Annotated in this window: 22 protein-coding genes and 1 pseudogene; 11 read left to right on the top strand and 12 right to left on the bottom strand. The window is 37.9% G+C overall.

Annotated features, from left to right (window positions below; genetic code table 11):
- From tig to ETP70_RS10010, 10 genes are all read right to left on the bottom strand, one after another.
- Positions 1-1257 carry a trigger factor gene (gene tig, locus ETP70_RS10060; RefSeq protein WP_151901054.1) on the bottom strand — a complete coding sequence of 419 codons (1257 nt, stop codon included), beginning with the start codon at positions 1255-1257 and terminating at the stop codon, positions 1-3.
- Positions 1258-1642: 385 nt separating this feature from the next.
- The gene (locus ETP70_RS10050; protein ID WP_151901052.1) at positions 1643-2353 is read right to left on the bottom strand and encodes a 2-oxoacid:ferredoxin oxidoreductase subunit gamma family protein; all 711 of its coding nucleotides are present in this window, start codon (positions 2351-2353) and stop codon (positions 1643-1645) included.
- A 1-nt stretch (position 2354) separates the two neighbouring features.
- A complete protein-coding gene (locus ETP70_RS10045) occupies positions 2355-3263 on the bottom strand; it encodes a thiamine pyrophosphate-dependent enzyme (protein ID WP_151901051.1) in 909 nt (302 codons plus the stop codon).
- Positions 3264-3275: 12 nt separating this feature from the next.
- A complete protein-coding gene (locus ETP70_RS10040) occupies positions 3276-4460 on the bottom strand; it encodes a transketolase C-terminal domain-containing protein (RefSeq protein ID WP_151901050.1) in 1185 nt (394 codons plus the stop codon).
- Between the two features lie 12 nt (positions 4461-4472).
- A complete protein-coding gene (locus tag ETP70_RS10035; RefSeq protein ID WP_151901049.1) occupies positions 4473-5186 on the bottom strand; it encodes a carbon monoxide dehydrogenase beta subunit family protein in 714 nt (237 codons plus the stop codon).
- A 418-nt stretch (positions 5187-5604) separates the two neighbouring features.
- The gene (locus ETP70_RS10030) at positions 5605-6525 is read right to left on the bottom strand and encodes a GTP-binding protein (protein WP_230973263.1); all 921 of its coding nucleotides are present in this window, start codon (positions 6523-6525) and stop codon (positions 5605-5607) included.
- A 167-nt stretch (positions 6526-6692) separates the two neighbouring features.
- The gene (locus ETP70_RS10025; protein WP_151901047.1) at positions 6693-7394 is read right to left on the bottom strand and encodes a 2-oxoacid:ferredoxin oxidoreductase subunit gamma family protein; all 702 of its coding nucleotides are present in this window, start codon (positions 7392-7394) and stop codon (positions 6693-6695) included.
- Entirely contained in the window at positions 7394-8263 is an 870-nt protein-coding gene (locus ETP70_RS10020) for a thiamine pyrophosphate-dependent enzyme (RefSeq protein WP_151901046.1), read from the bottom strand. Before ETP70_RS10020 ends, ETP70_RS10025 begins: the two co-directional genes overlap by 1 nt.
- 1 nt (position 8264) lies before the next feature.
- Entirely contained in the window at positions 8265-9467 is a 1203-nt protein-coding gene (locus tag ETP70_RS10015; RefSeq protein WP_151901045.1) for a transketolase C-terminal domain-containing protein, read from the bottom strand.
- 4 nt (positions 9468-9471) lie between these two features.
- Positions 9472-10041, bottom strand: coding sequence for a carbon monoxide dehydrogenase beta subunit family protein (locus ETP70_RS10010; RefSeq protein WP_151901043.1), 570 nt, complete (start codon positions 10039-10041; stop codon positions 9472-9474).
- A gap of 725 nt (positions 10042-10766) precedes the next feature.
- Here ETP70_RS10010 and ETP70_RS10000 point away from each other — a divergent pair.
- The 6 genes from ETP70_RS10000 (at position 10767) to ETP70_RS09975 (ending at position 17864) form a co-directional block, all read left to right on the top strand.
- Complete coding sequence (locus ETP70_RS10000) at positions 10767-11162, top strand: P-II family nitrogen regulator (protein ID WP_151901041.1); 396 nt, start codon at positions 10767-10769, stop codon at positions 11160-11162.
- 28 nt (positions 11163-11190) lie between these two features.
- The gene (locus tag ETP70_RS09995) at positions 11191-12801 is read left to right on the top strand and encodes a proton-conducting transporter transmembrane domain-containing protein (protein WP_151901039.1); all 1611 of its coding nucleotides are present in this window, start codon (positions 11191-11193) and stop codon (positions 12799-12801) included.
- Positions 12798-13529, top strand: coding sequence for a hypothetical protein (locus ETP70_RS09990; protein ID WP_151901038.1), 732 nt, complete (start codon positions 12798-12800; stop codon positions 13527-13529). The genes ETP70_RS09995 and ETP70_RS09990 overlap by 4 nt, the downstream gene beginning before the upstream one ends.
- Positions 13526-16402 (top strand): putative inorganic carbon transporter subunit DabA, encoded by a 2877-nt coding sequence (locus ETP70_RS09985; RefSeq protein ID WP_151901037.1) that lies wholly within the window; start codon positions 13526-13528, stop codon positions 16400-16402. The genes ETP70_RS09990 and ETP70_RS09985 overlap by 4 nt, the downstream gene beginning before the upstream one ends.
- Positions 16403-16477: 75 nt before the next feature.
- Complete coding sequence (locus ETP70_RS09980) at positions 16478-16816, top strand: hypothetical protein (protein WP_151901036.1); 339 nt, start codon at positions 16478-16480, stop codon at positions 16814-16816.
- 166 nt (positions 16817-16982) lie between these two features.
- Positions 16983-17864: a hypothetical protein gene (locus tag ETP70_RS09975; protein ID WP_151899462.1), complete on the top strand. Its 882-nt coding sequence runs from the start codon at positions 16983-16985 to the stop codon at positions 17862-17864.
- Positions 17865-17878: 14 nt separating this feature from the next.
- On the opposite strand, the pseudogene ETP70_RS12610 reads toward ETP70_RS09975, so the two are convergent.
- Positions 17879-18984 (bottom strand): annotated as a pseudogene (locus ETP70_RS12610) (ISAs1 family transposase).
- A gap of 76 nt (positions 18985-19060) precedes the next feature.
- On the opposite strand from ETP70_RS12610, the gene ETP70_RS09960 reads away from it, so the two are divergent.
- The 5 genes from ETP70_RS09960 to ETP70_RS09940 all read left to right on the top strand — a co-directional run bounded on the left by ETP70_RS09960 (position 19061) and on the right by ETP70_RS09940 (position 23830).
- Positions 19061-19450 carry a hypothetical protein gene (locus ETP70_RS09960; RefSeq protein WP_151900975.1) on the top strand — a complete coding sequence of 130 codons (390 nt, stop codon included), beginning with the start codon at positions 19061-19063 and terminating at the stop codon, positions 19448-19450.
- A gap of 203 nt (positions 19451-19653) precedes the next feature.
- Positions 19654-20913, top strand: a complete 1260-nt coding sequence (locus ETP70_RS09955; RefSeq protein WP_188109950.1) for a transposase — start codon at positions 19654-19656, stop codon at positions 20911-20913.
- Between the two features lie 197 nt (positions 20914-21110).
- Entirely contained in the window at positions 21111-21500 is a 390-nt protein-coding gene (locus tag ETP70_RS09950) for a hypothetical protein (protein ID WP_230973262.1), read from the top strand.
- Positions 21497-22546, top strand: coding sequence for a dipeptide epimerase (locus ETP70_RS09945; protein ID WP_151901035.1), 1050 nt, complete (start codon positions 21497-21499; stop codon positions 22544-22546). The genes ETP70_RS09950 and ETP70_RS09945 overlap by 4 nt, the downstream gene beginning before the upstream one ends.
- Before the next feature lie 3 nt (positions 22547-22549).
- The gene (locus ETP70_RS09940; protein WP_151901034.1) at positions 22550-23830 is read left to right on the top strand and encodes a GGDEF domain-containing protein; all 1281 of its coding nucleotides are present in this window, start codon (positions 22550-22552) and stop codon (positions 23828-23830) included.
- On the opposite strand, the gene nhaA is transcribed toward ETP70_RS09940, so the two are convergent.
- Positions 23823-25151 (bottom strand): Na+/H+ antiporter NhaA, encoded by a 1329-nt coding sequence (gene nhaA, locus ETP70_RS09935; RefSeq protein WP_151901033.1) that lies wholly within the window; start codon positions 25149-25151, stop codon positions 23823-23825. The genes ETP70_RS09940 and nhaA overlap by 8 nt on opposite strands.
- Positions 25152-25199: the final 48 nt, after the last annotated feature.

The following is a 25199-nucleotide window of genomic DNA, read 5'->3' as shown; positions in this document are numbered from 1 at the left end:
TTACTGATTATGAAACCCCAGGAGTTTTCCAAAAAGTTTATCTTCGGTAAGACCCATTTTTGCAGATGTCATAAGATTGTTCTCTTCATAGTACTTTACAAGTTCCTGGGCATCCTGGCCTGTCATCATTGCCTGATAGCCAAGTGCGGCATGCACTTCCTGTATATGAACATCTATTCCTTCTTTTTTTGCCAAAGCTTCAACGATAAGGGCAGTTTTTACAACTCTTTTGGCATCTTCACGTACAGATTCTCTTAGCTGAAGAAATTTCTCTTTGTCTTCAAGGAACTGTTTATGCTCTTCTTCTGTGTAGCTTTTTGTTTTTTCGCGCACTTTTGCATCTATCTCCTGCTCGACGATATTCTCAGGCAGTGTGAAATCAAATTTTTCATTTAAAGCATTTATTATTTTTGGCTTAAGCTCCTGCATATACAGTTGTGAAAGTTCTTCGGATATAATCTGGTCTGCAAATTTTTCTTTGAGTGTGTCAAGTGTTGCCGAGGGATCGCTTAGAATTTTTTGGGCAAAAGCATCATCGGGTGTTTGGGCTTCCTGCTGTTGAATTTCATGAAGTTTGACATCAAATTTAGTCTCTTTCCCTGCGAGATCTTCTGCCTGATAATCTGCCGGAAAGGTAACGGTAATGGTTCTCTCCTCGCCATACTCCATTCCTATTATCTGTTCTTCAAAACCCGGAATAAATGACTGGGATCCGATTTTCAGGTTGAATTTTTCGGCACTGCCGCCTTCAAACGGTTTTCCATCAATAGAACCGGCAAAGTCGATGACAGCAACATCACCTGCTTTTACTGCCCGCGGTTTGTCTATTTTGGTAAAGGGAGCCTGCTGTTGTGCAAACTCCTGAAGTTTGGCCTCCACTGCTGCAGGATCGGCTTTTGGCTTTGTGAAGTCGGGGATGATATCGTTATAGTCTATATCTGTATTGATTTGAGGACTTGTAGAGAGCGCGACCTCGAAGTAGACATTGTTCTCCTGCTGTTCATATTTTTTCAGGAGTGGTTGTCCCAAAATAGTATCTATGTCTATATTTGCTTTTTTGATGCCGGTATTGATGAATTCTTTGAAAACTTCGCCTGCTGCTTCCTGCTCAATATTTTCACTTTTTGACGTATCGTTATTTGTCTTTTGTGTTAATTTTTCTTTAAATTCTGCCACTTTGTTTTCTATTATATTGTTTTCGATCGTACCACTCAAGATAAAGTTAATATCATCGATTTTTTTTACTGAGACTTCCACTATGGTCCTTTTGATTTTTAATTATATTATTTTAACATTATTGTCTAAAAGTAACTTTTTATAAGGAATTGGATAAATAATAAAAGATTTTTTAAATTTTAAGAGGGTATAAGCCATCCCTAAAGGATGACCTATATATACAGAAATTATACTGCTTCGACGTTAGGCATTTCCATCGTAATACAATCACGATTGAGCATATCAGTACATACGTACACACATAATGCACACCCTTTACATCTGTCTACATCAACCCAAGATGTATTTCCGCTTTTATCAAACATGAGTGTATTGGCTTCCGGGCAATACAAAGTACAGGTATTACACTTGTACTCGGCACACATGTCAGAATTAACTTTTGCTACATAATACATTTATTATCCTTTTATATGTCGAACTTAATAATTAAATCAGCAGTATCCAAATCAATAGAATTTGCCATTTCAAAAGTCTTGCTGATTACATCCATATTTTTTTGGAGTAACTCTTCTTTTTTCTTAAACTTTTTCTCTATTGCAGAGTCAAGCATAGCTGTACCGCCTGAAGATACAAATGATGTTCCCAGGAATCTCTCTTTTACCGCTGTTTCAATGTTTTCAATACTGACAAGGTTTATAAGTCCAAGCATCATACCCATCATTGCCATATTTGTTGCCAGTTCTGTTCCTGCCGTATCAAGTGCAAGTTTTGTTGCATCAAACTGAACAACAGTAGCTCTTAAGTCTTTTAAAACTTTTACATCATCTTCATCAAGTACATTTACTTCAGAGTTGATGATAATCAAACTGTCAGGCTTAAGACCTGTATAAAACGGCATTGTATAAGACTTACCGTGTGTTACAACCTGTGAGTGGTAAATCATGATAATATCAGGATATACAACTTCACCAACTTCATAAATCGGCTCTGTTGAAGCTCTTACATAAGCCTCAACAGGTGCCATTCTTTTTTCAGAACCAAAAAACGGTACCAAAGATGCATATTGACCTGCATTATCCATTGTTGAACCAAGGATGTGAGCAGTAGTTACAACACCTTGTCCACCTAATCCGGAAATACGTATGTTATATCTTTTTTTTCTTGTTTTATCAGCCATATTAATTTACCGCCTCTGTTTTTTGAGCTTTTCTTGCCATTCTTGCTGCTTTTTCTTCAGCTTCTACACGTTCGATGACTTCTTTTGCTTCATCAGTCATGTATTCTTCAAATGTAAAACGATCTTTTTCCTGTGCTTTTGCATCAGCAAACACTTCATGCGTAGGAATTGAATATTCGATATTACATGATGTATATGCATGAATAAATGTCGGTCCGACTTCTCTTGCAACAAAGATTGCACGTCTGATAATCTTAGCCGCTTTTTTGATGTTTGTCGGAGACATTCTTACAGTATAGACACAACCGGCTGCTCTGGCAAGCTCTGTTGCCGGCATTTTACCGAAATCTTTTCCTTTTGGAGCCATTTTAAGAACAGCACCTTGTGGAGACATTCCAGAAGATTGTCCGCCTGTATTTCCATAAACTTCATTGTCAAGCATGATAGTCGTGAATTTTTCGCCACGAATCCATGAGTGCATAGTCATTGAGAAACCGATATCCATAGTACCACCGTCACCGGCAATAGTAATAACATCTTTTGTTTTATCAGGGAAACGTAATCTGAACGCACGTGTCAATCCTGATGCCATAGCATTTTGGTCACCGTAGTTACCATAGATAAACGGTACCGCAGCCTGAGAAATAGCCAAACGGCCACAACCTGCTGTACCCAGTGTTACTGTATCTTCCGGATTTGGAAGTGAAGCAAAAATCAGTCTGATATAGTATGCCATCCAACAACCAGAACACATCGGATGCTCTTCAACGAGCTCTTTAAACTGCCCCATATTACCTGGTCCGGCTTCTTCTTGTGTTTTTCCAAACGGACCGTAGTCAACTAGCTCTACATAATCTTTTGGTAGATATTTTTTAAATCTCTCTGCCGGAGTTATATATTTTAAACTCATTTTATCTCCTTTTTATAGTTTTAGGTCGTATTCTAAGCCAAGTGAGTTATGAATTTCTTTCATAATCAACTCAACCGGAAGTGTCATACCACCGTATACTCTTGGTCCCTCTGTAACAATTCCGCCATTTGGAATCGCCGCTTTTACTTCTTTACATAACCAGCCGATAATATTGTGTTCAGGGACGATGATAGATTTAGCATTTTTAACTGTATCTCTGATTTCATCAATCGGGAACGGTCTGATAGCTCTTACTTTGATTAAACCAACGCTTAAACCTGCTTCCTGTGCATATCTCCATGCTTCTCTTGCCTGTGCAGCTGCACAACCCGAAGCGATAAGGAATACTTCAGACTCAGGATTTTTCACTTCAATCGGTCCGCCAAGATATTCATAGATATATTTCATTGCACGTTTGTTTGAATCCCAGATTTCCTGTTGCCATACAGCATGAATCAGGTAAGACATAAAGTTTGACTTTTGAACAGGAGCATCACGCTGGATTCTTGCAGGTGGAGTTTCATTGTCCATCGCAGGAACCGGTGCAGCTACCGGATCAAATTCAGTCAGTGCCATATCTTCCGGAGTCATGTCAACATAACCTTTTGCATGTGTTACGAAGAAACCTTCAGTAGCTACTGCAACAGGAATGTATACATCAACTTTTTCAGCAATAGCAAATGCTGCCAAAGTGAAGTCAAATGTGTCCTGCTGGTTTTCAGCATGTAACATTACGGCACCACAATGCATCATATATGCCATTTCGATATTATCAGGCTGAATAGACAACGGTGCATTGATAACACGTGTCAATATTCCAAGGACAGCCGGAACACGGTGACCTGGCCAAGAAACAATAGCTTCCAAACCGCGAAGCAGTCCCGGTCCTGAAGTAGCTGTAAAAAGACGTACACCCGCTCTTGCAGCACCTGCAATAGCAGACATGGTACCAAGCTCTTCTTCAGCTCTGTAGTACTCTTTAATGTGGCCTTGCGCATATATGTCACCTACAAGGTGCATTACCTCTGACTGTGGTGTAATAGGGTAGGCGATTGCCATATCAACACTTGCTCTTTTAACAGCTTCTGCCATTGCCTGCGCACCTGTGATAAAGTGCTTTTCTCTCGGAGCTTCTTTTAACAGATAGTTAATATCTACTAATGTTTTTTCTAATTTTTTTTCTGGATTTGGACTCATTGATTATCTCCTTTATTCAACTTCAGTAACATGTTCACCTTTTCTTGTCATGATGAGACTTCTGTACTCACCATAATCAGCAGGTGATAATGTAGTCAAATCTTCTTTAGGTAAAGATGGATTTTCAGGTGGTAAAGTAGTTTCCCACTCAATGCCTAGTTTGTTTCTTTCTTCAATCACAATTTCTTTAAATTTGTGAATATCGTCTGCATGAAGGTCTCTGATTGATGCCATAGCCTCTTCATGACCCATATAGGCACATAATGCTACAGTGTAGCAGTCAGTACCTGCACGTATCATTCTAAGAGTAAGATTTGCATAGTGACAGTGTACACCGACAAAAACACACGCTTTGATCTTGTTATCCAAAATCGTCAGGTTAGGGTGATTAGGATTAATCTCCGCCTTCACATCGATTTTTGGATACTTTGGTCTGTAATCCGGCATTGGAATAATTTTACAGTTTGGAATTTCAGACGCCAGCTCTAAAAGCGCTTCTGCTTTTGCAGCTACATCATCTTTCCAGTCCCATAATACTTGTGGACCAGGGAAAATTGTCGGGTTATCTCGAGTCAGCAATGCTCTTGCTGCATCTCTCATAGCCTCTTCTTCACTTACTTTATTTCCATAAAGCAAAGCCTGCCCTTCAGGTGCAAGTTCAACTCCCATATATGGTGCCGATTGAGGCATATACCCAGCCGGACCTTCTGTTACTTTTTTTAACATTGTTACCTCCTTATTTAGTACGAATACGAAAAAGTTTCGATAAATTACATCGAAATGCCCTAACACGCAGTTAAGCTTAGTAACTATATTTTAATCTTAAGACTATCTTCCTTCATCTAGTTGAATTTGCGAATTATTATTATTAGCATTTTATATTATTATTTATAAGATAAGGATTCCAAATAAGCAGGGAAAACAGAGATCCTCATATAGGAGGATACAGAGGATATAATTTCTCTTTACTATTATTCTTAAAGTAAACATAAAAAAATTATTTAATTTATTAAGATTAATTTTTTGGAAAAATTCTGTAACTTTTTCGCCTATTTCCCCTGTAGACGCTATTGGAATTTTAGTATCTGCAGGGAGTTTGGAGAGAGAGCATAGAGAAAGGTGTGTAGAATTTACACAGTATAAATTACTTATTTATACTGAATTGGGGAAGAACTAAAAAAGGAAATTTTTGACTGAGTAGTTTTATATCATCTTCTATGCTCTCACCGATAAAGATTAAGAGTGATTTTTCTTTATACTCCGGTAACTCTTCATAGCTGGCATCACCAAAGGAATAATTGATAAATATAGGATTGGCGACATCAGTCACTTTTAAAATACCTTTTGTCCTGTAGATACTCTTTGGAAGGGCACTGAGGAGCTGGTCTATATCATTAAATGTTACATTGTCTTTGAGATAGGCTACTTTTTGGGTGATAGAGTCTTTGCCGGTATGATCAAGATGCTTGTAGTCTTTTGCCAGGCCGATGACTTCATCTATTTTATAAACGCCTTCAAATACCTCTTTGTTTACCAGACCCTGCTGGGCATAATGAATTATATAGTTATTAAATACCGTCTCTCCTGTGAGATTGTTTTTAATGTTATACTCTTCTTTAATCTGTATAACCTCTTTTTTTACTTCTTCAAGCTGTGCAGGTGTTACCAAATCGACTTTATTGAGTATGATAATATTTGAACCGCCCAACTGGTACTTTGCGGTAGAGTTCTCTTTGTATGTATCAAAGTTTTTTGCATCGACAACACATATAATGCCCTCTATTGATATACCGAGGTTCTGCAAAGAGAGGAAAATCGGAAAAGGTTCTGATGCACCGGAGGTTTCTACAAAAATTATGTCAGGACTGTATTTGCTGATAATTTCAGTAACACCGCTTTCAAATTCCTGGGCTAATTTGCAGCAAATACACCCTTCGGAAATTTCAAGCACCTCACTGTGTACATTTGTAAGAATCTTACTGTCAACTCCTACATCACCAAATTCATTGACAACTATTGCTATTTTCTTATCTTTAAAATATTTTTTGACAGTATTTGTAAGCATGGTAGTTTTACCAACACCTAAAAATCCTGTAATTATAAATGACTGTATGATGGGATCTTCCTTTAATGATATGGAGTTATGTTTGTATAGAACAAATTGTTCTGGAGTATTATAGTATATTTTGGAAAAAGTAACTACTGTGTTGAATAACAGTAGTTACATTATGACTATTTTCTTGGAGATTCTAAAATCTGTTCAAATCCGACTTCTTTACACCAATCAACTGTCAAGTCAAATGCTGCTGAAGCAGTATTGAGATTTTTTTGAATAAGTTCTTTCTTTTTCTTGAACTTTTTCTCAATAACCGAGTCAAGTGTAGCCGTACCGCCGGAAGCCGTATATTTTTTCAGGAATCTGTCTTTGATTCCCTCTTCAATAGCCGGCTTGCTTACAGTGCCCAAAGCTCCAAAAAGAGCTCCCAGCATTGCCATGTTTGTTGCAAGTTCAGTTCCCGCCATATCAATAGCAAACTGAGTAAAGTCTTTTGTAAGCACTTTTACATTCAAATCACTCAATGTTTTTTTATCATCATCAGTTAAAAGATCTCTGTCACTGTTGATGATTACAAGGCCGTTTTCTTTGATACCGGCATAAAAAGGCATTGTGTATGATTTACCCATAGTAATAACCTGCGGGTGAAAAATCATAATGATATCAGGGTAAATAACTTCCCCTCTGTCATAAATAGGCACTGTCCCTATTCTTGCATAACTTTCAGATGGTGCCATTCTCTTTTCAGCACCAAAAAACGGATTTGATACAGCATAGTAACCTTCTGTATCTGCAGCTGTAGCAGCAATGTGTGCTGCTGTTACCGCGCCTTGGCCGCCAAGGCCAGGCATTCTGATTTTTATTGAATCTTTTGCCATTATATACGCCCTTCTTCTTTACATTTTTTCAAAAACTCTTCTGCTTCAGGTGAAACATATTTGTACGATGCAAATCTGTCTTTATCCTGATCTTTCATCTCACCAAGGCCTTCATTTGCACTTAAACCGATTTCAAGAATACACGGTGTGTAAATATTAAGGAAAGTCGGTCCGATTTCTCTTGCAACCAAGATCGCTTCTCTGACTGCTTTGGCAACTGCTTTTGGAGCAGAAGCGGTCATGTTTACAGAGTAGTGACATCCTGAAGTTGTTGCCAATTCCCACATAGGAACTTTGTCAAACTTTTTACCAAGAGGCGCCATTTTAAAGACCTGTCCTTTGGCTGTAGCACCAGACTCCTGTCCACCGGTATTTGCATAGACTTCATTATCAAAACAGATAGTAGTGATATTTTCCTGTCTAAAGAAAGACTGAAGTGTATAGTCAAGACCGATATCAACAGTAGCACCGTCTCCGGCTAAAACAACAACATCTTTCTCAATATCCGGAAATCTCCAGTCAAGCACTCTTTTGATTCCTGATGCAACCGCATTTTGGTTACCAAAAAGTGAGTGCACAGTATGAAGCGCGATATGCGGGAACATTAAAGATGTACAACCCGTAGAGTTTACAATAATAGTATCTTCCGGTTTTGGCAGTGCAGATAATACATATCTCAGAGCAGCCGCTTCAGGACAACCGGCACAGAGTGAATGCTCTTCAAGCAACTCTTTTGTGTCAGGAAGTTCTTTGATACCACGTGGTGTGTCTCTATTAACTGACCATGTAGCTTTTTCCTCAAGATCTATAATCTCTTGAGGCATAATATCACGAAATTCTGGATTTATTTTATAGATATCTAATGCCATCTTATGCTCCTTTTCCCGGGTTGATTTTTTCCATTACTTCCGCAATAATTGCTTCAGCAGGCATACTCATACCACCAGCGACTCTCGGTCCGCCGACAATGTCTGCTTCACACTTGTTGTAAAGTTCTTTTCTTACTTCTTTTTCCAGCCATCCGACAACATTGAATTCAGGTACAAATATGTGTTTGATACCTTCAACAGCTGCAAGAAGTTCTTTCGCAGGGAAAGGTCTGATTGTTCTTAGCTTGATAACTTTTGTTTTGATACCAAGTTTCATAAGCTCTCTGTGTGCTTCTTTTGCCTGGTTTGATGCCGTTCCGCATGTAACGAATGCAATTTCTGCATCTTCTTCACCGGTAATGTGAATAAGACCTTTCAAGTAATGCTCTGCATAAGGGCGTGAACGCTCTACCGCTGATCGTACTTCCCACTGCCAAGAAGCGTGTGTTGCATACGAAATATAGTTAGACTTCATTACAAAAGGATCTCTTAAGAAACGTCCCGGAGGTGTTTCAGAATCAATCGGAGGCAACGGTGCTCTGTACGGATCATACGGCTCTAATGCTATATCATCAGCCGGAAGCATAACTGCCTCTCTTGTATGTGATACAAAGAAACCGTCAACAACTGTAATAATCGGAACATGTACATCAGGCTTTTCAGCTACTGTAAATGCTGCAATTGACATATCGAAAAGTTCTTGAACATTTTCAGCATACCAAATCATACATCCGGTTTCAAGCATAAAAGAAACTTCCAGGTTGTCAGGTTGAATAGTCAGTGGCGAGTTAATACCACGGGCCATTAAAACCAGTTGACAGGGGATTCTTGTTCCAGACCACTGAGGAAAGTTTTCCATCGCTCTGAGTGTTCCCGGTCCGGAAGTTGTTGTCACTGTTCTGGCGCCTGCCATTGCACAGCCTGCAACTTCAGACATTACACCAAATTCGTTTTCCCCTCTAAAATAAGTACCGACATACCCTTCAGCCCATAATTCACCGATAAGGTGTGCTGCTTCTGACTGCGGTGTAATTGGGTAGGATACCGAGGCATCTACCGTACATCTTTTCATTGCTTCTTTTAAAACTTCAGAACCAGTCATGAAGTGTTTCTCTCTAGGAGCTTCGAAAAGCAAATAGTCTGTTGAAACTAATTTTTGTCCAGACCAGTTGTGTGTGTTTGTCATATCACTTCGTTTACTCATTGTTTTATACTCCCAACTCTGATTTAACTTCTTTAGCTATTTTGATGAACTTTTCAAGATCAGAAGCATGTTGGTCTCTAATAGTAGCCATTGCATCTTCATGTCCGGATAAAGCACACATTGCTATAGTGTAACAGTCTGTTTCTGCTCTAACAATCTTTAATGCAACATTTGCATAATGACAGTGAACACCGATAAAAATTGCTGCTTTGATTTTGTTTTCCCAAATCGTCAAGTTTGGATGATTTGGATTGATCTCAACTTCAGCATCAATTTTTGGATATTTTGGTCTGTAGTCATACATTGGAATCATGTTCGCATTCAGAACTTCTGCCATCTCTTTGATAAGAGTTGCTTTTCTTTTTGCTTCATCGCTCCATGCGTAAAGTACTTGTGGACCGGGGAAAATTGTTGCATTTTCTTTTGTCAACATCTGTTTTGCAATTTCTCTCATTGCCGTTTCTTCATCTACCACATCTTCTAATAAAAGTGCTTTTCCTTCTGGTGGTGTTATTACACCTTCATACGTAGCCGCAGGATATGGTGAATAATACGCAGGACCTTGGTTTGCCATAAGTTCTCCTATGATTTTTTTATTTTACTCTATTTTTTACTTAAATCTAAAACTTAGACTTAGACTGCTTCAACGTTAGGCATTTCCATCGTAATACAATCACGATTGAGCATATCAGTACATACGTATACACATAATGCACACCCTTTACATCTGTCTACATCAACCCAAGATGTATTTCCGCTTTTATCGAACATGAGTGTATTTGCTTCCGGGCAATACAGAGTACATGTATTACACTTGTACTCTGCACACATGTCAGCATTAACTTTTGCTACATAATACATTTTTTCTCCTATAAATGACTTAAACATAAAATACCAGTCTATTGAAAATTCAATCAATTCTAAGTATCTTTATCAATTTTGCGGCATCAAAAAATATAGAAATATACTTTTTATCAGCAACATTTTATGTTTTCAGTTGGGAGTTTACTTGGAAAGTCCTTTAAATTCTCTTTAATTTATGAGATAAATATTTTTTGTAAAACAATAAACCTGCACAAATAAGTTGTTTTGCCGGGTCTTATGCTACTTTTTGAAGCATTGAGGATATATTGGTGTTACAATATGTAGCACTTAGGATAGCCAGATTATCTCAAATGGCTGTATAGTGAGATTTAACCTAAATATTAGCTGTAGTAATCTGTGACTGATTCTATTTTTAGCCGAGCTTAAAAGTTATAATGTTTAAATTGCTGCCATATAAACAAAAAGGGGTTCCATATGGTTCAGGTTAATAGTATTATAGATCCGTCAGCACTTAATGATGTGTTGCATGGCTTAGAAGATGAGGGAATACAGGGTGTTACTGTAACAAGAGTATTAGGAAAAGGTTGCTGGGACGGTACAGAAACCGAATTGACAGAAAAGGTAATGGTTATTGTTATAGTTCCCAACAAGATATATAAAGACAAAGCAATGGAGGCTATTCGTGCAAATGCACAGGATATAGATCACGGTGCAGGAAAAATCTGGGTCGTGCCTGTGTTGGAGGTTGAACGTATCCGTACAGGTGAAAGAGATTTGGATGCTCTGCAAAAGACTATAGTGAAAAACAAAAAAAGATCGAATGATATTGATTTAGACGCTTTTAGTGCTATTGATACACCGGCGAGCTAAATATCTGCATTAGAAAACAGGAGTTTTAATGGAAAAAATTATACTGCTCATTCCGGGTATTCCTATTGTAATAGCATTTTTGCTGATTTTTGTGAAGAAAAAAGAGTTTATTCCGAAAATCAGTCTTATTTTGTCGAGTATGATAGCCTTGCTCGGACTGTACGGAGCGTATTATGTCATAAGTAATGATACACAAATCACGGGATTTGGCGGATTGCTTATATATAATCAGCTTTCAGCTGTTTTGGTACCCTATGTTGCAATTCTTGGTCTTGTCATTCGTAAATATGCTACGAAATACATGTGGGACGAAGCAGGGTATAAAAGATTTTTCATTCTTTTGAACTTTATTTTTGCGTCAATATATTTACTGGTTATGAGTAACAATCTGATTGTTTTGGCTCTGGCATGGCAACTGATGAGTATCGGTCTGTATTTGCTTGTTTCATTTAATGTCGGTTCAAAAACAGCTGTAAAAAATGCAAGATGGACTATGTACATACATAAAGGTGCCGATCTGGTTTTTTTACTGGCCGTGATACTGACCTATAAAACATTTCAGAGTCTGGACCTTGCAACATTGAGCGAAAAGTGGCTTCTTATGTCCAAGGGTCCGGTTGAAGATCCTGTGATCTTTGTTATAGGACTGCTTTTCTTGATTGCCGCGATGATGAAATCGGCAATAGTGCCGTTTCATATCTGGCTGCCTTACACTTCAGAAGCACCAACTCCGGTATCGGGATTGATGCATGCCGGTGTTGTCAATGTTGGCGGTATACTGCTCAACAAGCTTGCTTACCTGTTGATGCTGACTCCGGGTGTGCTTAATATCGCTTTTGGCGTAGGCCTTTTTACGGCAATATTTGCATCGGCTTTAATGCTGGTAGTTTCAGATATCAAGCGTTCTCTTGGATACTCTACCGTAGGACAGATGGGGTATATGATCATGGAAATCGGTTTGGGTGCATTTTCACTTGCCATCTATCATCTTATTGTGCATGGTATATTCAAGGCAACACTTTTCCTGGAATCAGGCGCTTTGATCAAATATGCCCGGCATGATCCTAATATACCCGAACGCCTCTCCTATAAAGTATTTTGGGAGGATAAAACAGGCAACAGGAGCAACAGACTCTTTTATCTTATTGCAATTTTTACCATTTTGCCTGTTCTGGCTTTTATAGGTGTGAAAATGGTATTGAGCGAAGAGTTCTTTGAATTTAATGCGGCTATTGTTATACTGGCCTTTGCCTGGTTGACAGGAACTCAGCTTTTCCTGTCATTCTTTAAAGTGTCAAAATCTGACTCGATACAAGTCATTCTGGCACTTGTCAGTACATTTGTTCTGATTTTGTTTACCTATGAGTTTATCGGTCTGACACTTGAGCATTTTTTATATGGTGAGGATGCCTTACTCTTTTACAAAGCGGCAACACTGAATGTGACGATGGCAAGTTCCATGGTTATGCTGGCTGTCATTATGACCATTGGCTGGCTCTTTATGTATAAACAGCATTTTGTGGAAATTCCGAATGCCGACATAAAACCAAATAAAATGAAGTGGCTTTTTTACAAACTGCTGGCAAAAGAAGGGTTCTATTTTGAAATATTTAAGCGTTCTAAAAAAGGGAGACTATGATATCTAGTATTTTATTATTTGTATTGGCTGCAGGATTTCCTTATTATATTTTCCTGGAAAAAAGCAAGAAGATTGGCAGTAAAGGTATCTTTTTATTGAGCGGATTTTTGCTTTTATGTGCAATTGTTCTCTCTTTTTTTATAGTAAATGAACATCCGACTTCACTTGTCATGATATCTTTTTTCAGTGCATTGTATACTATATACAGGGCTACAAAAACAACAAATTTTTATAAACTCGGATACTATTTTGTTTTTATAAATGCTCCGTTTTTTATGCTTTTTGAAGACAAGGGAGCCTTTTACAGTCTCTCTTTGCTGGTTTCTCTTCTTGGGATCTATTTTATAGGAAGGTTTTATGAAAAAAATTACGGCAGTGCAAATTATCTTGCCGTAAGAGGTATAACACTTGCCACACCTTATCTGAGCATCTATATCACTGTGTATCTGCTTTGTATAGCTCTCTATCCTCCCTTTCCCAATTCGCTCTTTTTTTTGAATTATCTCTTTACGGGGGAACCGTTTGGGCTTTGGTCTATAGTTGTTATAACGCTTTTTATAGGAAACTTTTTCTTGGCTATGAGAGTTATGGAAAAGTCACTTTTTGGAAAGCCGAATTTAAATATTCACTATGTGGATTTAACTTTTAGAGAAAAACTGTTGCATTTATCTGTTGTTATAGTCTTACTCGGACTGAGTATATATGGACTGAAGGAGCTGCTTTTATGAGTACAATCATGCAAAAACTTGATGCTGTCAAATCAACGGTACCCCATTACTGGCCAATCGGTGCATTTATTCATCACAACCCTTTAAAAGGTTTTGAACATCTCCATTTTAAAGAGGGAGTGGCCAAGGCGCAGAGTATCTTTGGCGGGAATGTTTACATGCAGCCGTCGTATTATCTGAATCTTTACAAAGAAGGCAAAATCAATTCTGATTTGCTCGAAGCAAACTTAAAAGAGATACTCAAAAGTGACGGATTGCAAGAACATTATGATCTGGCAAAAAAATGTCTGATAGAAGTCAATCCGAAATGGAACAGTCTTAGAAGCACTGCAGATTTAAACGAACATGAAATTGATGAAGATCTGTTGGCATATCTTGATGAAAAGTTTTTCTATCACAATAAAGAAAAGTGGATAGAAAAACTGACAAAGCATATGACACTCTATGAGATCAATGATATTCTTTTTGATCGTGATGACAAAGAGATGATAGAAAAAGATATTATTGAGTATATCACCAGGTTTTTGGATGAAGAACAGACAACCATCACTATGCCAAACAGAGAACTGGGAATGTTTGAAACATTCAAACTGTATGAAAACTTTGACTATGCCAAGGATTCCGAATCTTTTGTAAATGAGACCCTTCAAAAGCTGAAAGTGAAAAATGTTGAGCAGTATCTACTGGCGCATATTTTAAAACTGCACGGATGGGCAGGGTTTATAAAGTACCGTTCCGAGGATCCTGACTATTTTTCACAGCAGGAGTATCCGTCATCACTGATGGACTATATGGCTATCAGACTCTATTTTGAGCTTGCCTACCTTCAGCACAGACAAATCAAGAACTTTGAACTGCTGGACTCTTTTGTGCAAAAAAACAGTGCCTGCGTCATTTTGAAAATACTGCAGGCAAAAGGGGATCTGCCCGGCAAATATATAGATGCTATACAGGAGCATCAAAATTATGAGCAGATTTTGGAAAATTATGTGCAGGATGAACTCAAACTGGATGCCAAGCAGGTGCACCTCTCAAGTGCCCAGCTGAACAATAAAGAGATTGCCTTGACAGAGTTGGCAAAAATCATGGAGACATTACGCTCCCATGAGGGATATATCTGGCTGAAGTCTCTTGAAGACAGCTATATTCATACTTTTATTGATGAGATGAAACTGACTCAAACAGCTAATGGGCAGAGACCTCTGGCTTCTGCCACATTTTGTCTGGACGTACGTTCGGAACTGATGAGAAGGTCTCTTGAGAGCAGAGGCAGTTATGTAACATACGGGGCAGGAGGTTTTTTAGGTTTTCCTATTGCCTTTGTGGAGTTTGACAAGGCGCATGAACAGTTTTTATGTCCGGCGGTGGTAAAACCCGGCAATATTATATTTGAACTGCCAAAAGAAGCGCATGAAGAGTACAGTTCGAAAAAAATTATGAACAAAACTACGAAAAAAGTTTTAAGTGATCTGAAAAACAATCCTTATACTCCTTATATAATGGTAGAGGCAATCGGCTGGATCTTCGGAATAAACCTTTTTGGAAAAACATTTTCTCCAAGAAAAACAAACAGGTTTTTGTCCGGCTTTAAGGCACAAAAACCTAAAACCACATATACTCTGAACAAACTCTCAGATCAAGAGATAGAAATGTATGTCAATAAAATGCACAGATATGTGATTGTAGAAGCTTTGAAAAACAGTGCATCGCAGGAGTACACGGCAGAAGAGATTCAGGCCATTCGCGATCATTTGGTTTTTGAAGAAGAGTTGTCACTGGATATTCCAAAAGAGTTGCTGGAAAAACTGCGCACAAAGTATAAAATAACACGAAAAGATTATGAGTATCAGAAGAACAAACTCAAAATGGTCGGATTTACTCTTGAAGAGAAAGTAGAATATCTGTACAGTTTTTTAATGATGATAGGCCAAGTGGATAATTTTGCCGAGTTCGTCATTCTCTGTGGACACCAAAGTGTTTCGGACAACAATCCGTTTGAGTCGGCACTTGACTGTGGCGCATGTGGCGGGAGCAGCAGTTTGCCAAACAACAGAGCTCTTTGTATGATAGCCAACTCGCAAGATGTAAGAGAGGCCATTGCCCAAAAAGGGATTGTCATTCCGGATGATGTCAAGTTTATGCCGGCTTTACATGTAACGAGTACAGATGAGATAAAGTTTTATGATACAGATATCCTAACGCAAGAAGAGATGACAAAATTTACAAAAGTTATGAAGGATTTTGAAGAAGCTTCAAAAATTTCGCGCCAGGAGAGAATCACCCAGTTGCCGTATACAAATACCCAGGAAGATATCATTGTAAAATCAATGGACTGGTCAGAACCAAGGCCGGAGTGGGGATTGGCAGGAAATATGGGTGTTTTTGCCGGTCCAAGAAGTTCTATAAAACATATGGCATTTAAAAACAGACTCTTTATGCACTCGTATGAGGCTTCTTTGGATAATGAAAATGCGGATATTCTGACAAAAATTTTCAACGGACCTCTTATTGTAGGTGAGTGGATCAACATGGAACACTATTTTTCTACGGTAGACAATGCCGTTTATGGAGCAGGTTCCAAAGTCTACCACAATATTGTTGCCAAAGTCGGGGTTTTTAACGGTAATTACGGTGACCTTAAAATAGGACTTCCTACGCAATCTGTTATGCTGGAGGGTAAAGCCTATCACGAACCGGTAAGACTGCTCACCTACATGGAAGCCCCTTTGGAAGCAGTGGGCAAGGCGGTTGAAAATTCGGTGGCCAAAGAGTTTATTTTAAATGAGTGGATACGACCTGTTATCATTGACAAAAAAGCGAAGAAGGTATATTCGTATGAATCAGGTGATTTTAAAGTTATAAAAGAGTTTTAATAGTATGTTTTCTTAACCATACTTTTAAGCGCAAAGTGATATAAACAGAGATTACTCTATACAAAGGAAATATTAATGTATACAATAGAAATTGACAAAGAATGCAGTTGCTTTAAAAAAAGCGGGTTTGAAAACAATATGACATTTGATTCAAGAGAAGACATGATCAACAAGGCAAGAGTGTTAGAGTGTCGTATGAATCAAGAGTTTTGCATGAAACACTTTTTTCAGGCTGTAGATTACGGTGACAAAATCATCATTCACAGTACTGTAAGACCTGTGGAAGACGAAGATGAAGATATCGAGGATGCAAGAGACCTGGTGCAAAGAAGCGGTGTAACCATCGGATTTGACGCAAGTGAAAGCACACCAAACGGAAAAGAAAACTGCAGCACTCCAAGTTCTGATTTTTAAAGCCAGGCATCTTTTTTGGAACCGGTACTGAAGTCATAAGTATCTACACAACTCAAAAAAGCAAAGAAAGCGGAATAGATATTGCATAAGATTTTAAAAAACAAGAGAGTTTATGCAATGGAAGAGCGTTTAAAAAAAAAGATATATGAGACTGGTAAAAAGTCATATGAATCATAAACAACACAGTACCAATGGATTAAACCTGCTACAAAAGACTGAAGGATTTTCACAAGCACAAAGTGCTTGGAGATTTTACAATAATGAGCATGTAGATATAGAGTCACTCAATGAGCCAATGCTTACAAGAGGGATTAAAACTATTAATAAAAGCAGTGATGAATATATACTTGTAGCCCATGACTGGTCACTCATAAATTATAAAAACCATACGGCAAAAACAGATTGTATACGAAAACGCAGAAGCAATGTAAATAATGCTTCATCAAGAGGATATGAGTTGCAAAGTTCCCTTGCAATTGAGAGCAGCAGCGGCAAACCAATCCTTCCCTTGGTACAGAACCTAAAGACACAAGATAAAGTGCTCTCAAGCTATAATCCTACAATGAAGAGTCATCTTACCCATCTCGGTGAATTAACACAAAGAATAGCTTATATCAATCAATCCCTCAACATACAAAAGAAAATTGTACATGTAATTGACAGAGAAGCAGACAGTGCGGGGTTTTTCAGAGGACTGCAAAAAGAGGATTTATATATAGTACGAGCATTAGACAATGTCAAAGTCAGGTATGAAGATGAAGATATTACCCAAAAAGAGTTGTCCAAAAAAATGGATAAAGGCAAATATGTAAAAACTATACAGTATCAAAATAAAAAAGTAAAAATTTATGTTAATACGGTAGATATACTTATAACAAGAGACAGCTATCAAAAGACAGATACGCCACAAGGTAAAACAATAAAACAAAAAGTAAAAGGCAAGCCAATAAAAAACAGATTTATAGTCCAAAGACTCATAGATGAGAAGAACAATACAGTTGCTACCTGGCTTCTGTTAAGCAATCTTCCAAAAGATGTTGCACGGTAATTCAAGTTTAATACTCACCCAAGTCTACTACTAAGACTGAAAAGCTTATGAGGACTCCATCCAAAAACCTTTCTGGCTTTTTTAATATTGGAGATTTTGTTAATATTCATGATATTTATGGCAAGACTTCTTAACATTGTAGAGATTAAAGGTGCTTGACCTGTGCGAACTCTTGAGCTATCCTCATCGAAACTGACATCTTTTACATAGTGTAAAGAGTTCTCAATTTTCCAATGGCTCCTGATAATATGTGCAAAAGTTTTTGCATCTACATCAAGACTTGAAATATAGTAATGATACTCTGTCGTATGTTTTCCATACGATAGTGTTGTTGCTGTAATCTTTACAACCCTTTTTACAGATAACCAACTCTTTTTGATTTGATAGAGGTCATCATAGACTTCACAAACCCTCTCTTCATATCTCCCATGAGTGTTATGCTCATAATGGGCATAAGTATCTATTGGCTTAGCATCTTCAAGAGAGGTATTGAATATTACCCATTTTAAAAGCTCTTTCTGATTCGATTTTACCTGTGCAATATAATCATGTCCACACTTTACTATTTTATTCAATGTTTTTTTTGAGTATGCATAGCATCCATGGTAATCACACAATTTGTGAGGTTTAAAGCATCTAATAGTTCAACAAGTGCGGGAATCTCGTTTGTTTTCTCTTGTACCTGGGCTTGTGCCAATGTAAGTTTAGATTCTGTTAGAAAGAGCGAAACTATATGTCTGGCTTTCTCACTCATCTCTTTATTTGCAGAACCTCTCATGGTTTTCCCATCTGTTGCAACTATTGTCAATGTTTGTGAATCTTTTGGAGTATTTGAAAGTTGATGAATCCATTTTTGTTGCATCTTCTCTACTGCTTGTGTATCAATTCCCAAAAATGTATTTCTTATTGTTGTATATGCCGGAGCTTTAAAAGCACGACCCAAAAATTTAGAGAGTTCTCTTTTTCTCTCTTTCATCCATGTTGCAATATCTTCATAGCTCCCGGCACCTGAAAGGAGAGCCAAAAGTGATAAAAATAATATCTCTCCTGGATGTGTGTATCGCACTTTATTTTTTCTATAATCTGGTAGTTGTCTAAACTCTTCCAATAATACTTGCATCTGCTCCTCCTAATTTTTATAGGAGTAAGCAAATTTTGTTCTAGTTTATTTAACTGGTTATTAAACTTGAATTACCGTGGATATAACAAGGATAGGATTGTGGTATTATTACAGATGGAATATAGAAACGTATTTTAAACTGTTAAAAAGCTCAGGGTTTAATTTGGAAAAATGGCAGCAAGAGAGTGCACAGGCTATATTTAAACGCTTGTTTGTTGCCTCTTATGCCTGTTTGCTTGTATGGGAAATTGAACATACAAATAGTAAAAACATGCTGGCAATTAGAAAGTTTTTAGTTCGATTAAGCGGGAGATTGGTAGCAAGAAAGAAGATATCTACCTCTCCGGCTCTGTTAGCAGGTTTATGGAACTTCTTCTCTGCTATGGATATGCTTGAACTTTATGATATTGAAGAACTCCATAGCATTAAAAAAGAACTCAATGACTTTATGCAGATGGAGTTTTAAGTTGTGTAGATACTTATGACTTCAGTGCCGGCTGTTGCAATAGTCCTGCCACTCTCAGCCGGCACTGAAGTCATAAGTATCTACACAACTCAAAAAAGCAAAGAAAGCGGAATAGATATTGCATAAGATTTTAAAAAACAAGAGAGTTTATGCAATGGAAGAGCGTTTAAAAAAAAAGATATATGAGACTGGTAAAAAGTCATATGAATCATAAACAACACAGTACCAATGGATTAAACCTGCTACAAAAGACTGAAGGATTTTCACAAGCACAAAGTGCTTGGAGATTTTACAATAATGAGCATGTAGATATAGAGTCACTCAATGAGCCAATGCTTACAAGAGGGATTAAAACTATTAATAAAAGCAGTGATGAATATATACTTGTAGCCCATGACTGGTCACTCATAAATTATAAAAACCATACGGCAAAAACAGATTGTATACGAAAACGCAGAAGCAATGTAAATAATGCTTCATCAAGAGGATATGAGTTGCAAAGTTCCCTTGCAATTGAGAGCAGCAGCGGCAAACCAATCCTTCCCTTGGTACAGAACCTAAAGACACAAGATAAAGTGCTCTCAAGCTATAATCCTACAATGAAGAGTCATCTTACCCATCTCGGTGAATTAACACAAAGAATAGCTTATATCAATCAATCCCTCAACATACAAAAGAAAATTGTACATGTAATTGACAGAGAAGCAGACAGTGCGGGGTTTTTCAGAGGACTGCAAAAAGAGGATTTATATATAGTACGAGCATTAGACAATGTCAAAGTCAGGTATGAAGATGAAGATATTACCCAAAAAGAGTTGTCCAAAAAAATGGATAAAGGCAAATATGTAAAAACTATACAGTATCAAAATAAAAAAGTAAAAATTTATGTTAATACGGTAGATATACTTATAACAAGAGACAGCTATCAAAAGACAGATACGCCACAAGGTAAAACAATAAAACAAAAAGTAAAAGGCAAGCCAATAAAAAACAGATTTATAGTCCAAAGACTCATAGATGAGAAGAACAATACAGTTGCTACCTGGCTTCTGTTAAGCAATCTTCCAAAAGATGTTGATATAACAAGGATAGGATTGTGGTATTATTACAGATGGAATATAGAAACGTATTTTAAACTGTTAAAAAGCTCAGGGTTTAATTTGGAAAAATGGCAGCAAGAGAGTGCACAGGCTATATTTAAACGCTTGTTTGTTGCCTCTTATGCCTGTTTGCTTGTATGGGAAATTGAACATACAAATAGTAAAAACATGCTGGCAATTAGAAAGTTTTTAGTTCGATTAAGCGGGAGATTGGTAGCAAGAAAGAAGATATCTACCTCTCCGGCTCTGTTAGCAGGTTTATGGAACTTCTTCTCTGCTATGGATATGCTTGAACTTTATGATATTGAAGAACTCCATAGCATTAAAAAAGAACTCAATGACTTTATGCAGATGGAGTTTTAAGTTGTGTAGATACTTATGACTGAAGTACCGGTTCCGAGAACTGCCGGCTGAGAGTGCCAGGAAAAACAGTAACAGTCGGCACTACAGAAAAAAATTTAGTTTTTCTCACAAGTCATGCTTTAGCATAAAAAGTACCAATTCCGAAATATTGCTTATTTTTCTTTTGCTATACTTACAAAAAAAGTGAGTGAAATTTGATGCAGGATTATCTTATTGTCTTTATTGTGCTGTATATGCTTTTGGAGTTTTATGAAGTGCAGTGGCAAAAGGCTGGGACACTTATGGACATGTTGGCACGGATGTACCGCTATTATCATAAAAATGTTCTTCTTTTTCTGATTATGCACCCGACCTTTTATTTTGCCGTCTGGTTTTTGTTTTATACCCACTATAATCCCTATGCTTTGGCATTACTCTCTTTTAAAACTGCTGATATTGTAAGTAAAATTATTATGATTGATCAGGTTTTTATAAAAAAAGAGATATCAAAAGAGTTTGCCCAGGTATTGCTGACTCCCATAGGACCGTATTTACCGTATGCAGGGCTTTTGCTTTATCCGTTTTTTATCTATATGGCCTCAGTGTGAAAATACAGAAGATAGAAAGACAGATAAAGAAAAGAGCACTGAAAACCCCTTTTGTTACCGCGCTGCGACGGGTGGAAAATGTTGAGTTTATACGGCTAAGGATTAGATGTGATAACGGTCTTTATGCTTACGGTGAAGCGCCTGCCACCAAAGCAGTGACAGGAGAAGACCTGCAAAGCATTGCAAATGCGATTGGCGGGTTGCAAGATGCCTTGCTTGGCCTGACGCCGGGTGAGGCTTTACATGTAATCCATGGCAGTACAATGGGTTCGAGTGCAAAAGCCTCTCTTGATATGGCAGTTGTCTCTTTGCTGGCACAACAGAATAATCAGACACTGTTACAGTATCTCGGTACAAAAGATTTTTCTCCGATTTTTACCGATATTACTGTCAGTCTCAATGATGCAGACATAATGCTCTCAGATGCGAAAAAAGCTTTTGACAATGGATTTCATATTTTAAAAGTAAAGCTTGGCAGTGATCTGGAGCATGCTGTTGCAGTTACAAAAATGATTAGTGAAACGCTTGTAGATGCAGAGGTGCTCATAGATGCCAACCAGGCGTGGAATCTTGAACAGTCACTGTACTATGTTGAGGCGGTAGCGGGATTACATGTAAGCCTGATTGAACAGCCTGTAGTTGCAGATGATTTACAGAGCCTCAAAACAATAACCCAAAAAAGTACTGTTCCCATTCTTGCGGATGAAGCGGTATTTACTCTTGAGGATGTAAAAAAAGTGTATGAAGAGGGCTGTGCCGATATGATAAATGTCAAACTGATGAAGTGCGGCGGTGTGAGCAAGGCACAGGAGATTTTGGAGTATGCCAGATCCAACAACATAGAGTGTATGCTGGGGTCTATGCTGGAGGGACCTGTCTCCATACATGCGGCTCTTTGTCTTGCCTTTGCATACAGAGATGTTGTAAAGTATGTAGATTTAGACTCTCCTTTATTGTATAAAGATACGCCTGAGATTTTGGGAGAATTTGGTATAATACGCAACACAATACAGAGTCTTGCAGGTTCGAACATTTATAAAGGTTGAGAAATGAAATATGATTTTTCCGGAGTTTTAGAGGGTGATTCGGAGCTGATTTATACCGAACTCAGAGACAGATATTTAACCTGTATAGAATCATATGCCTGTGAGCAGGTGGTAAAAAATTTTTATCTGCGAATTATTAATCTATTTCATCAGTCATTCACTTCGAATGATATAAATACTCTCTATAAAGAGCTGGCACTCTATAAAATTTCGATGAATGTTCCCTACATTATTATGACCAACGAAATATACGGGCTGAAAAACCTTTTGTTATCCAGAATTGCGCAAAATATTGAGAGTAATAAAATTTTGAATCTCATATCCCTGTTTAAAGAGATAAACAATGGTGTTGCCTATATTTATCTCTCGAGATATACACAGGAGATTTATACGGTCAATAATAATCGGCTCAGTTCTTTATCTGATCTTTTGGACAAAGACATTATCATAAAACATTATGAAGCGCATTTAAACTGGCTGAATGATTTGGCAAAACATATTAACAGTTTTGACAAAAATGATTTTCCCGAACTTGACGGGATGCAGTGTGAATTTGGACACTGGCTGCACAACAGTGCAAAAAAAATCATCCAAAACAATTCAAAGCTCAAGGCTCTGATACGGTTGCATAATGATTTGCATATGTTTGCAAAGAAAATATTTGTAAATTTAAAAACATCGGAGTATCATGTACTTATCTCCTATTTGGAAAAATGTGAGCTTATCTCTTTGAGCATCGGTACAGAGTTGGCACTTATTGACAATATCGAGATGAATAAAAAAATGACCAAGGACAATCTGACAGGTGCGCTCAATCGAAATTCCCTGGAACTGATATTTAAAACCCAATACGAACTCTCTTATGCCACAGGGAACTCTTTTGTTCTTGCAATGTGTGATTTGGATTATTTTAAAAATATAAATGATACCTACGGGCATGTCGCCGGAGATAAAATGTTGCATTTTTTTGTTGCAATTGTGAAAAAACATATCAGAACTTCTGATATTGTCATCCGATACGGAGGCGAAGAGTTTATGATAATTCTCTCAGCCATACAAAAAGAGGCAGGTTTCAAAGTATTGGAAAAGATACGCCAGGCTTTTGAAGCCGCGGTACTTGAAGCGGATGGACAAAAGTTACAGGCCACTGTAAGCATGGGGGCTATGTGGATTAAGCCTGATAAAATATACAGGCATACCCTGCTTGACGAATATGTAATGATTGTGGATAAGATGCTTTACTGTGCCAAAGAGAACGGAAGAAACACGATTGAGGCTATTTAGAGACAACAAATCTCAGCCAGACAAAGCCCAAAAAACCTGCAAGCAATGAGGCCAGCAGTATTCCTGTTTTTGCCTGAAAAATCAGTGTGCTGTTGCCTGCAAAGGCCAAATCAGCGACAAAAATACTCATCGTAAAACCAATACCGCCCAAAATGGCAACACCAAACAGCTGACTCATGCTGCTGTTATGCGGCAGTCTGGCAATGCCGAGCTTCACACTCAGGTAAGAAACCCCGAATATACCAATGACCTTGCCCAGCAGAAGCCCAGATACTATACCCAGGGAGACAGGATTGGCTAGACTTTGACTAAATGATGTAAAATCCAAACTGACACCGGCATTTGCAAGTGCAAAAAGAGGAATGACAAAGAGTCCTATGGGAAGGTGAAGCGCATGCTCAAGCCTCAAAGCAGGAGAACTTACCAAGTCAATTCTGTCTTTGAGGTTTTGCAAAAGGGCTCTTTGTTTTTCATGCATTGTGTGATCGGTGGCAATGGGATAATTATCATATTCGTCAAGCAGATTTTTGGTATGTGTTGTAAAATCCAAAGGAGTATAGCTGGGCTTGGAGGGAATTGCAAAAGCGGCAATAACACCGGCAATTGTCGCATGGATACCTGATTCGAGCATAAACAGCCACATAAAAATGCCTACAATGAGATAGGGCAAAAGCATGTGAATGCCAAAACGGTTAAAGGCCACCATAATGAAAAATGACAAACCTGCCAGAAAAAGAGGGAGAATATGAATTTGTTCGGTGTAAAAAAGTGCAATAACTACAACGGCCCCAAGATCATCTACAATAGCAAGCGCAATCAGGAATGTAACAAGTGCCGGAGAAATTCTGCGTCCTAAAATCACCAAGGCACTGATGGCAAATGCTATGTCTGTGGCCATTGGTATGCCCCAGCCGTTTGCACCGGGACCGTCTGTGTTGATGCTCATATATATGAGTGCAGGAAAAACCATACCGCCGACAGCTGCAAAAATAGGCAAAATGGCAACTTTGATATTTGAGAGTTCTCCGATGAGAATTTCCCGTTTGATTTCAAGTCCTATCAAAAAGAAAAAGAAGGTCATCAGTCCGTCATTTATCCAATGGCTGAGTGACTGTGAAAGTTTCCATGAACCTATAGAAACAGATATGGGCGTATGAAATATATCATAATAGAGTCCGGAAAAAGGTGAGTTGGCCAGTATAAGAGCAAGAATAGTTGTAAAAAATAAAATAAGTCCCGTAGTTGTTTGTGCATGAATGAAATTTTCCAAAGGAGTGGAAATTTTTTCAAAAGCTTTTTCCCACGGTGCGTATAACTTCATTTGCCATTCCTTAAATATCAGAGATCAATTATAACACTAAATAAGAAT

The sequence above is a fragment of the Sulfurimonas hydrogeniphila genome, from assembly GCF_009068765.1.
Lineage (GTDB): Bacteria > Campylobacterota > Campylobacteria > Campylobacterales > Sulfurimonadaceae > Sulfurimonas > Sulfurimonas hydrogeniphila.
This window is presented reverse-complemented; position numbering and strand designations above follow the sequence as displayed.